The 13,107-nt window shown below is 54.6% G+C and carries 11 protein-coding genes; 4 read left to right on the top strand and 7 right to left on the bottom strand.

Annotated elements, in window-relative coordinates; all coding sequences use genetic code 11:
- Positions 1-92 precede the first annotated feature (92 nt).
- The 3 genes from argR to yhcN (B2Q93_RS04645) all read left to right on the top strand — a co-directional run bounded on the left by argR (position 93) and on the right by yhcN (B2Q93_RS04645) (position 1,575).
- Positions 93-563, top strand: a complete 471-nt coding sequence (argR, locus tag B2Q93_RS04655) for a transcriptional regulator ArgR (RefSeq protein ID WP_046885760.1) — start codon at positions 93-95, stop codon at positions 561-563.
- A 378-nt stretch (positions 564-941) separates the two neighbouring features.
- Complete coding sequence (gene yhcN / locus B2Q93_RS04650) at positions 942-1,205, top strand: peroxide/acid stress response protein YhcN (protein ID WP_040073841.1); 264 nt, start codon at positions 942-944, stop codon at positions 1,203-1,205.
- Between the two features lie 103 nt (positions 1,206-1,308).
- Positions 1,309-1,575, top strand: a complete 267-nt coding sequence (gene yhcN / locus B2Q93_RS04645; RefSeq protein WP_207292482.1) for a peroxide/acid stress response protein YhcN — start codon at positions 1,309-1,311, stop codon at positions 1,573-1,575.
- A 56-nt stretch (positions 1,576-1,631) separates the two neighbouring features.
- Here the strand turns inward: yhcN (B2Q93_RS04645) and B2Q93_RS04640 are convergent, their stop codons facing one another.
- The 5 genes from B2Q93_RS04640 to aaeX all read right to left on the bottom strand — a co-directional run bounded on the left by B2Q93_RS04640 (position 1,632) and on the right by aaeX (position 6,610).
- On the bottom strand, positions 1,632-1,904 hold the full coding sequence (locus B2Q93_RS04640; protein ID WP_207292483.1) for a barstar family protein: 273 nt from the start codon (positions 1,902-1,904) through the stop codon (positions 1,632-1,634).
- A gap of 44 nt (positions 1,905-1,948) precedes the next feature.
- Positions 1,949-3,403 (bottom strand): NAD-dependent succinate-semialdehyde dehydrogenase, encoded by a 1,455-nt coding sequence (locus B2Q93_RS04635; RefSeq protein ID WP_233800464.1) that lies wholly within the window; start codon positions 3,401-3,403, stop codon positions 1,949-1,951.
- 90 nt (positions 3,404-3,493) lie between these two features.
- Entirely contained in the window at positions 3,494-5,461 is a 1,968-nt protein-coding gene (gene aaeB, locus B2Q93_RS04630) for a p-hydroxybenzoic acid efflux pump subunit AaeB (protein ID WP_286932007.1), read from the bottom strand.
- 5 nt (positions 5,462-5,466) lie between these two features.
- Entirely contained in the window at positions 5,467-6,399 is a 933-nt protein-coding gene (gene aaeA, locus B2Q93_RS04625) for a p-hydroxybenzoic acid efflux pump subunit AaeA (protein ID WP_286932006.1), read from the bottom strand.
- 7 nt (positions 6,400-6,406) lie between these two features.
- Positions 6,407-6,610 (bottom strand): p-hydroxybenzoic acid efflux pump operon protein AaeX, encoded by a 204-nt coding sequence (gene aaeX, locus B2Q93_RS04620; RefSeq protein WP_040073835.1) that lies wholly within the window; start codon positions 6,608-6,610, stop codon positions 6,407-6,409.
- A 179-nt stretch (positions 6,611-6,789) separates the two neighbouring features.
- Here aaeX and aaeR point away from each other — a divergent pair, with 179 nt between their 5' ends.
- Entirely contained in the window at positions 6,790-7,716 is a 927-nt protein-coding gene (gene aaeR, locus B2Q93_RS04615; RefSeq protein ID WP_040073834.1) for an HTH-type transcriptional activator AaeR, read from the top strand.
- 38 nt (positions 7,717-7,754) lie between these two features.
- Here aaeR and tldD read toward each other — a convergent pair whose 3' ends face one another.
- Positions 7,755-9,200 carry a metalloprotease TldD gene (gene tldD / locus B2Q93_RS04610; RefSeq protein ID WP_046885756.1) on the bottom strand — a complete coding sequence of 482 codons (1,446 nt, stop codon included), beginning with the start codon at positions 9,198-9,200 and terminating at the stop codon, positions 7,755-7,757.
- 90 nt (positions 9,201-9,290) lie between these two features.
- Positions 9,291-13,091, bottom strand: a complete 3,801-nt coding sequence (yhdP, locus tag B2Q93_RS04605) for an AsmA2 domain-containing protein YhdP (RefSeq protein WP_286932003.1) — start codon at positions 13,089-13,091, stop codon at positions 9,291-9,293.
- Positions 13,092-13,107 lie beyond the last annotated feature (16 nt).

The raw sequence follows: 13,107 nt of genomic DNA, 5'->3' as shown, positions 1-13,107 counted from the left end.
TTATTTCAGCCTAAGTTTGGGCAGATAGTTTGCATAAAAATTCATCTATGCGCATAATAATGTTGTTTCTACCGCCATATTTCGGGTGACTTATGCGAACCTCTTCAAAACAAGAAGAATTAGTGAAGGCGTTTAAAGCGCTACTTAAAGAAGAAAAATTCAGTTCCCAGGGTGAAATCGTCCAGGCCTTGCAGGAAGAGGGCTTCGATAACATCAATCAGTCGAAAGTCTCGCGCATGTTAACGAAGTTTGGCGCGGTGCGGACTCGCAATGCCAAAATGGAGATGGTTTATTGCCTGCCAGCCGAGCTTGGCGTTCCGACCACCTCCAGCCCGCTGAAAAATCTGGTACTGGATATCGATTATAACGACGCGGTTGTCGTCATTCACACAAGCCCGGGGGCTGCACAGCTTATCGCGCGCCTGCTGGACTCGCTGGGTAAAGCAGAAGGCATTCTTGGCACTATTGCCGGGGATGACACTATCTTCACCACCCCGGCCAATGGTTTCTCGGTCAAAGACCTTTATGAAGCCATCCTGGTGCTGTTCGAACAAGAACTCTGATCCCCCTTCCCTGCTGCTCCTGGCAGCGGGGAACCTACTGCCACAAACGCCCTTCTCCCTACATTCTGTTGCTGATTCCTTTCACATTTAGTGCGATTTCCTGCCATTTGACATTCATGTGGTGAATGATAAACCGTAAAATCGCACAAAAAATCAAAGTACCCTATCCCAATGATTTTTAAAGCTATACACCACCAATGTGACGAATAAGTGACCATTTTAATTCATTTTAGTTATAAAAAACGCCGTGCTTAATACGTAATTTCAGGGGAAACAATTAGCATGGTATTAATTTTTGCCGTTATTAGTGTATACTTGATTTTGTGATGAGGGTCACGAAATGAAAGGCCCTATAAAAAATACGACGAGGAAAAAATCATGAAAATCAAAACAACTGTAGCAGCGCTTAGCGTCCTGTCCGTTCTCTCTTTCGGTGCCTTTGCGGCTGATTCCATCAACGCTGAACAGGCACAGTCTCGCCAGGCTATCGGCACTGTTTCTGTTGGTGCAATTGGTACGTCACCGATGGATATGCGTCAGATGTTGAACAAAAAAGCGGAAGAACAGGGTGCCTCTTCTTACCGTGTGATCGAAGCGCGCAGTGGTGACCACTGGCACGCAACCGCAGAGCTGTATAAATAAGTTCTGGTAATAAGCACTGATAATTCACTCAACGGCGTCAGATATAAAAAAAGCGGTTTAATCCTTCATGCCGTTGAGCAAAACAACTTCTGGAGTAATGACTATGAAAATGAAATCTCTCATCGCCACACTGGGTTTAGCCTCTGTTATTTCCTTTGGTGCCAGCGCGGCTGTGCAACAAGTGAATGCCGATCAGGCACAAAACCTGCAATCTTTGGGTAGCGTATCCGTATCACAGGTTTCTGGCTCGCCAATGGATATTCGCCACAAACTGGCGGCAAAAGCTGAAAAAGCAGGTGCCGGCAGCTATCGCGTCACTGAACTCACTCAGGGCGATCACTGGCACGCCACCGCAGAACTGTATAAATAAACCCTCGTCGTACTCCGCGTACGACTTGCCCCTGCCTGTCAGGGGCTTTTTTATGTCTACGGCCGGACATTGAACCGAATTTGTCCTTCCAGCTCCTCTTCTGCCTCATCAAACAGCAAAATCAACGCCCCAAAACGCCTGCGTAGCTTCTCGGGGAGATGAATGAACTCAATTTCCAGCGGTACAGGGAGCGGATGAGTCGTTACCACATCCCACAAGGAATCCAGGTTGGCGACCTTCCCTTTTTCAATGCCGAACACCCGCGAGAACTCGCGATAAAAGTCTTCCTGACTGTCGATTTCATCAAAATCAAACGTGTAGATATTCATTGTCCGCCACCCCGTAAAGGTGGGCGGCATAGCCGCCCCGACGATTATAATCCCCCGATATGCAGGGTTTTGACTTCAAGAAACTCTTCCAGCCCCAGTACCGAGCCCTCACGACCCAGCCCTGACTCCTTCACCCCACCAAATGGTCCAAGCTCAGTTGAGACCGCGCACTCGTTAATACCGATCATGCCGCTTTCAATGGCCTGAGACACCCGGAATACGCGCGACAGATTCTGGGTGTAAAAGTAGGCAGCCAGACCAAACGGCGTGTTATTGGCTCGCTGGATCACCTCATCTTCTGTAGTAAAGCGGAAGCATGCTGCCACCGGCCCGAAGGTCTCTTCGCTGGCCAGCTTCATACCTTCATGACAATCTCCCAGCACCGTAGGCTGCCAGAAATTGCCGCCCAGGCTGTGCGGTTTACCGCCTGCCAGCACGGTTGCCCCTTTTGCGACTGCGTCTTCCACATGCTCGCGTACCTTTTCCACGGCAGAGGATTCAATAAGCGGCCCGACTACGATGCCCTCCTCCAGTCCATTACCCACTTTCAGCGCATTGACCGCCTCAGCAAGCTTGTTAACAAACTCGTCGTACACCGATTCCTGAATATAGAAACGGTTAACACTCACGCAGACCTGGCCTGCGTTACGGAATTTGTTAGCGATGGCTCCTTTTACGGCAGCGTCAATATCGGCATCGTCGAAGACGATGTACGGCGCGTTCCCCCCCAACTCCATGGAGACTTTTTTCATGGTCTCTGCGGCGTTGCGCACCAGGGTTTTTCCAACTTCAGTAGAGCCGGTGAAGGAGATTTTTCGCACCTCATGGCTGGCCATAATGGCGTCGCTTATCTCATGCGTATTGCCCGCAACGGCATTCAGCACACCATCCGGCACGCCCGCTTTTTTCGCCAGCGTCAACAGTGCAAAGGCACTAAGGGGAGTGTTATTCGCCGGTTTGATCACCCCCGTACAGCCGGCAGCCAGCGCCGGACCGAGCTTGCGGGTCAGCATGGCCATGGGGAAGTTCCACGGCGTGATGGCCGCCACCACGCCAACGGGTTCGCGAGTAGCAAGGATCCGGGAGCCGGGTTTAATGGGTGGGATAATTTCACCGTTTGCACGCTTGGCCTGCTCGGCAAACCACTGGATAAAGCTCGCCGCGTATTCCACCTCGCCTTCGGCCTCTTTCAGGGGTTTGCCCTGTTCCGTGGTCATCAACTGACCGAGCCAGCTTTTGTTTTCGATGATGAGTTCATACCAGCGATAAAGTATCGTCGAGCGCTCTTTAGCGGTTTTCGCCCGCCATGCTGGAAACGCCTTACTGGCCGCAGCGATAGCTTCTTCGGTCTCTTTGGTGCCCGCTTTCGCCACTTTGGCGATCACCTCGCCGGTAGCCGGATTGAGCACATCGAAGGTGGTGTCGAGCGTTTTCCAGACGCCATCAACCAGATATCCGGTTTGAAAAAGCGCACTGTCCTGGAGAGTCTGCGTTGTCATGGTGTCCTCCCTTTCTGGATTTAAAAACTTGCCAGACTAAGTATAGCCACAAAAAAACCGACGCTTTGGGCGTCGGTTTTTGCGGGAGAATTAGCTATCGGTAAGGGCATTTTGATACCGATGCAGCATGCTGACCAGCCGGTTTACCGGCTCGGTCACCTGCGGCGGTGCTTCCCAGATACGCAGTTTTTCCTGATAGACATCCAGCTCTTCCAGGAGTTGGCCAAAGTAGCGTCGGCGTTTGTCGTCGCTGGAGGCCGCAATAACGTGATCCGCGGTGCGACGCAGTTGGCGGTGAAACGCAGAGAGATCGTCATTCACCGGTACCGGCGCATTGCGCAGTCGCTGATGGGCAATGATTAACGTCAGCGCCAGACGGAACTTGGCGATATCTGCCGGGAACTTCGTCAGCAGTAAAAAGAGTTGCTGATAGAGCGCAGGCAGATGGTTCTCTTTACGCCGGGCGGTGTTGGTGGTCATCGCCGAGACGGCGGCCGAAACAAATTGATTCAGCAAAACGCGCCCGGTGCGGGCCTGCGAGTTATCGCGCACCAGCAGAATCACCATCATCGCCAGGAAACAACCCACAATCTGCCCCAACGCACTATCCAGAAACTGGCTGAAGTGGAAGGTCATGGGGTTATCCAGCACGATGATGTTAATGGTACTGGCCAGCGCGCCCAGCGATCCCAGTCGACGCTTTTGCACCTCGATACCAATAAAGAAGGCCATCACTGCCAGACTGAGGCAGAGCAGGAACATGCTTTGTTGAGTCGAGGGGATCACCACCAGGAAATAGAATGCCCCCAGCGGCAGCGCCGCAATGGTGCCATACAGGAAATCCAGCGCCACCATGCGTGGATTGGGCAGACGCATTGCCAGCGAAGTCACCACCGCAATCATTACCATCGCCCCGCTGCCGGAGGTCCAGCCGGTCCAGAGCCAGAACAAAGTACCGAGCATACAGGCAAGCGTTGTACGCCAGAAGTTGACCATGGCGTGGTGGCGTTCCGCCGATTCGGCTTTTACGACCACTTCGCCTGCCAGCACCTCTTCTTCCGTAGCGCTGATTTTGGTGTTACCAATGACGCCCCGCTTAAGAAGCAAATAGCGTGTCGCCGCGCCTACCCAACTATAGATGGTGATGGGCGTATCACGTTCGCCAGTCCAGGCAATGACCCGACGCATGCGTTTTAACTGTCGGTGCACATCCTGCACCGTCTCTACCGGCTCTTCAAACAGTTCGCGGAAGGTGTCGGTGATGGCTTCCGGGCGGCTATTTTGAATAAGATAGGTTTCGCAAGCCTGGGTGATCAGCGTTAAGGAGACGGTGTTAAGCGCTTTCAGGCGCCGATTAGCTCGCGACCAGCGAGAAGATTCCATATTGAGGTTGCTGCGCATCCCCTCCAGCGCGGTGGTACGGCGCACCAGCGCACCCCAGGCATTATCCACCGCTTCGCTGTCGCCATGTTTGATACAGAGCTGCATCAGCTGATACTGAGCAACGATCAGCGCATCCAGCTCCCGGTCGACTTCCTGTTTGATGGATCGCGGCGAGAAGAGCAGATCCGCGACGATCGCACAGACAATACCAAGCACAATTTCACTGCAGCGCTCAACCGCAAACTGCGGCGTGAGCAACGGCTCGGTCTGAATAGTGATAACAATGATCAGCGCCGTATAGCCAGAAAGCCCCCAGGCGTAGGAGTTTTCGACACGGATCAATGAGGAGACCCAGGTACAAAAACCGGCCCAGATGCAGCACACCATAATCATTAGCAGCGGGGTGCGGATCATCAGAATGATGATGGTCAGCGCGGCGATACAGCCAATGAAGGTACCGACAATACGTAACATCCCGCGATAGCGGATAGCGCCTGAATAGGGTTCGCCCCCGGCCGCGAACGCCGGGCCGGCCGCGACGATTGCCGCCGTCAATACCGCCCAGCGCGGGGTTTCCAGATTGAAGTGAAAGCCAACAAACAGCGCCAGCACAATGGCGCAGGCCAACTTAATGGCGAAGCGTAAATGCTGGTTGGCGATGGAGAAGATGCCCATAGTGATTAACCGAACTCACGCAGGCGATGCGCCATTTTACGGAACCATGAATCCTGGCTGGCATCACGATCTTTCTCGCCGGTGATCACCACCGTTGCCGTCGTGCCTGCCGGCCACAGGTTACCTTGCTCTTCATCCAGACGGATACGTACCGGTACACGCTGGGCCAGACGCACCCATTCCAGATTAGAGTCAACGGTGGCCATCCCTTTGCTGTCACGGGTTGCGCTGGCGTTTGTCACGCCTGCCGCCACGCTATCCACTGTACCTTTCAGTACACGGTTGCTGCCCAGAGGCGTAATCTCTGCCCGATAACCCGGGCGTACCCCCTCCAGCTTGGTCTCTTCCATATAGGCCAGCACGTAGAAAGAGCGTCGCTTAACCAGCGCCACTGCGGTCGAGCCGCGGGTAATAAATTCGCCAGTATAGACGTTCAGGTTCGTCACCCAGCCATCGGCCGGGGCGCGAATCACGGTGCGTTCCAGATCCAGTTTCGCCAGATCGCGGGTCGCTTCAGCTTTTGCCTGCTGATGCAGGACGGTTTGCAGCACGTTGTTAGATTGGTCAATCTCTTCACGGGACATGGCCTGCACGCCTAACTTATTACGGCGTCCGGCTTCACGACGTTTCTCTGCGGCCAGCGCTTTGTAGTAGGCGACATCTGCTTCAGCCTCTTCCAGCGCTTTCTGATAACGTGGCTGATCGATGGTAAACAGCACCTGGTCTTTCTTCACCAGCTGGTTGTCTTTAATATTCACTGAGGTAATTAGCCCTGCGACGTCAGGCGCAATCGCCACGATATCGGCGCTAAAACGCGCATCACGCGTCCAGGGTGACTCGGTGTAGTAGACCCATGCACGGAAAATCGCGATGAACGCCAGTACGACCAGCGCCAGGGTGATAGCGGTACGAGAGATTTTTCTTGTTAGTGTTTTCACATCTACCTCAAACAAACAAACGCGATATCAGATAAAACAGGCAGCAGTACAGCGCGGTATTGAACAATGCAGGGTGCCAGACGAAATCATAAATGCCGGTCGGCGTCAGCACCTTACGCACCAGCCAAAAAATCGCCAGTGATAAAAGCAGTTCAAAAAATATCGGTGGGAACGACAAACCGAACACCACGATAACGGGAAACAGACTCATGTTGACCTTGGTTAGAGAGCGAGCAGGCGAAAGATTTATTGAGCTGCGCCACCGCATTAAGGGCAAGAAAAGCCGGGCGAGAGTGGCGTAGCTGCCGGGTTATTAATAGTATATTAGCGTAACTGTTATGCTGTTATCTATAATATGTGATCTAAATCACTTTTAAGCCAGAGTGAATAATGGAACGTTTAAAACGCATGTCCGTTTTTGCCAAAGTCGTTGAACTGGGCTCATTTACTTCCGCTGCCCGGCAACTACAGATGAGCGTCTCGTCGATCAGTCAGACCGTCTCTAAACTGGAAGATGACCTTCAGGTAAAACTTCTTAACCGCAGTACCCGCAGTATCGGCCTGACCGAAGCCGGTAAAATTTACTATCAGGGCTGCCGCCGTATGCTGCATGAAGCGCAGGAGGTGCACGAGCAACTCTACGCCTTTAATAACACCCCCATTGGTACCCTGCGTATCGGTTGCTCTTCCACTATGGCACAAAATGTCCTCGCCGGTATGACGGCAGAGATGTTGAAAGAGTACCCAGGCCTGTCAGTTGATCTGGTGACCGGCATCCCGGCACCGGACCTGATTGCCGACGGCCTGGACGTGGTGATTCGCGTAGGCGCGCTCCAGGATTCCAGCCTCTTCTCCCGGCGACTGGGTAGCATGCCGATGGTGGTTTGTGCCGCCAAAAAATACCTTGTGCAGGCCGGGATACCGGATAAACCTGCCGATCTCAGTAACCACTCCTGGCTTGAGTACAGCGTGCGTCCGGACAACGCGTTTGAGCTGGTGGCGCCAGAGGGGTTATCGACAAAGTTGATTCCCCAGGGACGGTTTGTGACCAACGATCCCATGACCTTAACGCGCTGGCTGGTGGCCGGCGCCGGGATCGCTTATGTACCGCTAATGTGGGTGATCAATGAGATCAACAGCGGCGAGCTGGAGATCCTCTTCCCGCGCTATCAATCCGATCCGCGTCCGGTCTATGCGCTTTATACTGAAAAGGATAAATTGCCGCTGAAGGTGCAGGTCTGTATTAACTACCTGACGGATTACTTTGTGGACGTGGCGGAGCTGTATCGGGCAATGCGGGAAAAAAGGAAGGAGTAGCAGGCTCCTCTTCCCGCAGGAAGAGGAGCAGAGTTGGATCAGGCCGTGCCGCCCACCGTCAGGTTATCTACTTTCAGCGTCGGCTGGCCTACGCCAACCGGCAAGCTTTGCCCCTCTTTGCCGCACACGCCCACGCCGTTATCCAGCTTGAGATCGTTGCCGACCATAGAGATTTGCTGCATCGCTTCAATACCGGAACCAATCAGCGTCGCCCCTTTTACCGCTTTGGTGACTTTGCCTTTCTCAATCAGATAGGCTTCTGAAGTTGAGAAGACAAATTTACCGGAGGTGATGTCCACCTGGCCACCGCCAAAGTTCGGCGCATAGATACCGTAATCGACCGACTCGATGATCTCTTGCGGCGTGGATTTTCCACCCAGCATGTAGGTGTTCGTCATACGCGGCATCGGCAGATGGGCATAAGACTCACGACGACCGTTACCGGTAGGTGCCACGCCCATCAGACGCGCGTTGAGTTTGTCCTGCATGTAGCCTTTCAGCACACCATTTTCAATCAAGACGTTGTACTGGCCCGGCGTCCCTTCGTCATCGATTGAGATTGATCCACGGCGATCGGCCATGGTGCCATCATCGACAACGGTACAAAGTTCAGACGCCACCAGCTGACCCATCTGGCCGCTGAAGACTGAAGTACCGCGACGGTTGAAGTCACCTTCCAGACCGTGACCGACCGCTTCGTGCAGCAGCACGCCCGGCCAGCCTGCGCCCAACACGACCGGCAGAGTGCCCGCGGGTGCTGCAACGGCGGAGAGATTTACCAGCGCCATGCGCACGGCCTCTTTCGCCCACGCGTCGGCACGCACTTCGCCATCCGCATCGGCAAGGAACCACTCATAACCGAAACGACCGCCGCCGCCGCTTGAGCCGCGCTCGCGTTTACCATCCTCTTCAACCTGTACGCTGACCGACAGACGCACCAGCGGACGAACATCGGCAGCCAGGGTGCCATCGGTGGCGGCCACCAGGATCAATTCATAAACACCGCTCAGGCTGGCGCTCACTTCCTGTACGCGCTTATCCGCCGCACGGGCGACTTTGTCTACGCGACGCAGGATGTCCAGTTTCTCTTCGCGGCTCATGCTCTGCAGCGGATCGATGCTGGTATAAAGCGCCGTATGTGATACTTCGCCAAGGGTTTTTGCTTGTCCGTTGCCCGTCTCACGCACGATGGTACGAGCGGCCTGTGCGCTCTGAGTCAGCGACGCCAGGCTAATCTGGTCAGCATAGGCAAAACCGGTCTTCTCACCGCTGACCGCGCGGACTCCCACGCCCTGGTCGATGTTCCAGGAACCATCTTTGATGATGCTGTCTTCTAACACCCAGGACTCGTGATAGCTCGACTGGAAATAGAGATCGCCGTAGTCGAGACGGCGTTCGGTCAGTTGACCAAGAATAGAGAACAGATCCTGATGATTCAGGCCGTTCGCTGCCAGCAAATGTTCACTTACCAGGTTCAGACTCATCGTTTTGCTACTCGTTGTTCGTTGCCGCCCACGAGGCGGTAATTAAGATCTTATCTATTGAGAGTGAGGCAATTAATTGCCCGCGTCAAATCATTGCTGTGCATCTTTGCGCGGCTGGCGCAGGACTTCATTGATCTGCGGTTTATCTACCGGGCCAGTGATGCGATAGCGCAGAATCGAGACCTTGTTCCACAGTGGTCCTAGCACCCTACTGGCAGCAAACACCGCAGCGCCCACAATCGGGTTAACCGCAAAGGCCGCCGCCACGCCGACGGTAGCGGAGATCTCCGGCGCGACAACCGCTTCCATATCCAGTTCGCGACGCACCAGGTTGACGGAGCCTTTCATAGCGATGTCAGCTTCCAGCCCATCAACCAGGGTGTCGTCCGTATGCAGTACCCCGTCCTTGATCCAGGCGGTGCTACGGATGGCATCGTAGTAGAAGCCTTCATTAAAGGTATCGCTAAAGTCGAAGCGCAGCTTACGCAGCAGGGCATCAAAACTCAGCAGACGCAAAATTTGCCCGGCATGGCCGGTGCTTACGTCGGCAATATGGCCCTTTCCAAGCCGCGCTTTGATGATTCCGTTCAGCGAGGCCTCATCCGGCTGCCACGGCGGATTGCGCCAGTGCAGGTCATAATCGACATCAAAATTCGAATCGCGAACCGGTGTGGTGACACCAAAGAAGCCTGCTGCGGCATCCAGCTTATTGCCTTTCACCTGCCCTTTCAGCGAGGTACGTTGCTCGCTCGCACTGTTTACCCATTCACCGTTCACCGTCAAACGGCCAAAACCAGTATCCAGCAGCCCGTCCGTCAGGGACAGGGTGTTGCCCTTAATGGCAAAATCGCCGTCGATGCGACCATATTTTTGTCCCCACAGCCAGCATTCAGCACAGCGCAGTTGAAGGTCAGGCAGGCCGGTAAAATCGATGCGTTTATTCGCCGCGAAGGGGATTGCGTTAGTGTCGTTACTGCCCGTCGGTGAGGCCGGGTTGAAATAGAGGTAGCGGATATCAGCCAGCCATGGGGCGGCATCTCGCATCGTCAGCGTCGCGTTGATTTCACGACCATGCGCCTCGACCGTCGATCCCGTCGCCGTCGGTCGGGAGACTATGCTCAGGTTGTTCCACTGCTGTCCGCCCAGCGCCAGCGAAGGGGTCCGAACGGTGATCTGCTCCGGGAATTGCGCGGCATCATCCACGTTTTTCCCCACCCCTTTTTGTAACAATCCAAGCCACTCGGCGCCATCCATCGCTGGCAAATTCAGTTCAACGCCAGGCTGATCCGGTAGCGGCGGGAGGGTGCGGCTATCGGAGGTCCAGATTGCCCGATCCAGCGTTAGCTTGCGATTCAGCAGCCAGCGGCTGTTGAAGTGGTTATTGGCACCGGCGTTGCCCGTCAGGGTAAAACTGTTAAGGTTGCCATCGACATTGATTTTAACCGGTAATGCTTCACCTGCGCTCTTGTTCAGCGGAGAAGGTAAGTGACTGCTTACATTCTTCAAATCGCTGGTGATATCTACCTTATATTTCGCGCTGCCACGGTACGGCAGATCAATTGCCACTTTCCCCTGCCACGGCAACGAGCCGTTCACCGCTTCACTAACCGGTTTTGGCAGCACATCCATACGGGCTGGCTGCCAGTTAGCATCCAGATTCACCGCGACCTGATACGCCTTTTCCCCCTCGGTGGTCGAAAAGTCGATAGTGACCGGCTGCTTAAACCAGCTTGCCGTCAGGGGTTCACTCTTTAGATTGCCATTCACAAAGCTGAACTGGCCACTCAGGTTATTGATGGTGCTATTGAGGGGTTTAATAAACAGATCGTTGTCGTGCAGATGCACGTCGCCTTCAGCGGTGGTCATTTCACCGTCGAGCGGAATATCCAGATGTAAGCGAGCATTCACATCACCATCAAGCTGGAGCTCATCCAGGGTCGTAGCCAGGGAATCCTTCAACGGAGTCTCTGCAAAATAGGGCCCAACGGCCTTACCCGGCCCGTTGATATCGGCATCAATCAGCAATTTTTCTTTTGAGTAATCGGGGATAACCGCCTTCAGGTTGCTGGCAGTCACGCCGCCCAGCGCCACGCTGTCGCTCTTCATCCACAGGCCGTCGTTGATGAAGTTGAGTTCGATATCGAGATTCTTTAGCGCCGGCCAGTCCGGCTGGAAGGCAAAGGTCGCGTTATGCAGCGGGACCAGCACCTGGAACTGGCCTTCATTATGTTTGTATGGGAACAGGTGCGGGTTACCGCCATAGACCAGGGTAGCGTTGTCCGCCTGGCCCCCCTGAATCGCACCGCTCAGGTAATCCACCAGATCCTTGCCCATCAGGTTTTCGGGAAAATAGCGCCAGGCCTGCGACCCATCATCCGTGCTAATACCCGCCAGAATGCCCAGCCAGGGTTCTTCGCCCTGAGGCTGCATATAACGGAAGTCGCCCCGGGCATGTACCGCTTTCGCTTTCACGTCAATATGGCGGCCATCCAGCTGGAACCCTTTTTCGTTCTTTAACCAGTTGAGCGTTGCGGTCCCTTTCTCAATCTCCAGCGGGGCGCGGAAGACCGTTTCATAAGGCATGACGGCATTATTCATCTGGCCGGTAAGACGGCCATCTTCAACGCTCCCTTCCAGGGTTCCGCTGAAATGTTCTGCCCCTGGCAGCAGCTTCCACTGTTTCCAGGCGAGGTCGGTCCAGGCGATGTCGAAACGGGTTTTCTCGGTAGCCTGCAGAGGAATATCCAGCGCCAGCGAGTTAATGGCCCCGACCGGCTGTGTCGCTTGCCACACTTCGCCCAGAGCCGGTGAGAGTTTTGACGCCATTGAACGCAATCCTTCAAGCCCTTCCAGCTCGAGGTTACTGGCGCGAATACGCAACTCATCGCTGCGCTTGCTATTTTTGCCGCCGACTTCTTGTTCCGGGATCCACGCCAGCGCCAGCGCGCCACGCGGCCAGGGTTTATCATCCAGCGTGATGCGGGTATCAGGAATAGCAAACTGCCAGCCTTCGCCAGCGCGGGTAATATGCGCGGTGAGGTTATCCACCATAAGTCGATGCTGACGATCTTCACCCGGCCAGCTCGCGCCGCCCTGCTTCAGCCAGATGTCCCCACCGGCGATCTCGCCTTTACTGAGGGTCATCCAGCCTTCAATGCTGAACCGCGCCGTCTGCAGCTGCATATCTTTCTGCAGCCATTCACCCAACCAGGGTTTAACATCTACGTCGTCAGCCTGCATCCACACTTTGCCATTGTTTAGCAGGCCGCTGTCATCATCACGCAGGTCCATACGTACCTGCACGATCCCGTGCTGACCGTTCAGGCTGGAGAGGCTGACCTGTCCCTCGGCGCGATGGCGATCTTTACCGTTAAGCCAGGTCAGTTGCGGGATCGCCAGTTCGGCACGCTGGCCAGAGAGGGTAATAAAACTCACTTCACTGTCGCGCAGATCGAAATGATCGAACTGGCGTAAAAAGAGATCGCTAATACGGTTTGCTTCAAACCCACCGCTCTGTTTGTCATTACTTAACGGCGTATTGGTTACAAACTTCAGCTGATAAAAGGTGAGATCGCGAAACTGCCAGCGCAGGTGCAACAAGCTTTGCCAGACATCCAGAGCGAGGGTGACGCGGCTTATTTTCAGATAGCCGCCATCGTTCAGGCCGGCATTGATGTCATGAACGTCGAGGGTGGGGCCGAAGTTTTGCCAGCTGGCGTTGAGCTTACTGGCCTCAATCGGCATACCGGTCGCAGATCCCAGTTTAGCCAGCACCTGCGGGCGCCAGCTATCCAGATGCGGCAATACGAGACGCAGCCCGCTTACCAGCAGCGCGACAACCACAATCAGCGTTGCCCCTGTAAGCAATAAAATCCCCGGCAGTCGCCTCACGCGTCGCTCCTTGTCA

The organism is Leclercia sp. UBA5958, assembly GCF_002430365.1.
GTDB lineage: Bacteria > Pseudomonadota > Gammaproteobacteria > Enterobacterales > Enterobacteriaceae > Enterobacter > Enterobacter pneumoniae.
This window is presented reverse-complemented; position numbering and strand designations above follow the sequence as displayed.

Coding starts and splice junctions, on each gene's coding strand:
- argR (WP_046885760.1), top strand. CDS start 93: ATGCGAACCTCTTCAAAACAAGAAGAATTAGTGAAGGCGTTTAAAGCG.
- aaeB (WP_286932007.1), bottom strand. CDS start 5,461: ATGGGCATCTTCTCCATCGCCAACCAGCATTTACGCTTCGCCATTAAG.
- tldD (WP_046885756.1), bottom strand. CDS start 9,200: ATGAGTCTGAACCTGGTAAGTGAACATTTGCTGGCAGCGAACGGCCTG.
- B2Q93_RS04635 (WP_233800464.1), bottom strand. CDS start 3,403: ATGACAACGCAGACTCTCCAGGACAGTGCGCTTTTTCAAACCGGATAT.
- yhcN (WP_207292482.1), top strand. CDS start 1,309: ATGAAAATGAAATCTCTCATCGCCACACTGGGTTTAGCCTCTGTTATT.
- yhcN (WP_040073841.1), top strand. CDS start 942: ATGAAAATCAAAACAACTGTAGCAGCGCTTAGCGTCCTGTCCGTTCTC.
- B2Q93_RS04640 (WP_207292483.1), bottom strand. CDS start 1,904: ATGAATATCTACACGTTTGATTTTGATGAAATCGACAGTCAGGAAGAC.
- aaeR (WP_040073834.1), top strand. CDS start 6,790: ATGGAACGTTTAAAACGCATGTCCGTTTTTGCCAAAGTCGTTGAACTG.
- aaeX (WP_040073835.1), bottom strand. CDS start 6,610: ATGAGTCTGTTTCCCGTTATCGTGGTGTTCGGTTTGTCGTTCCCACCG.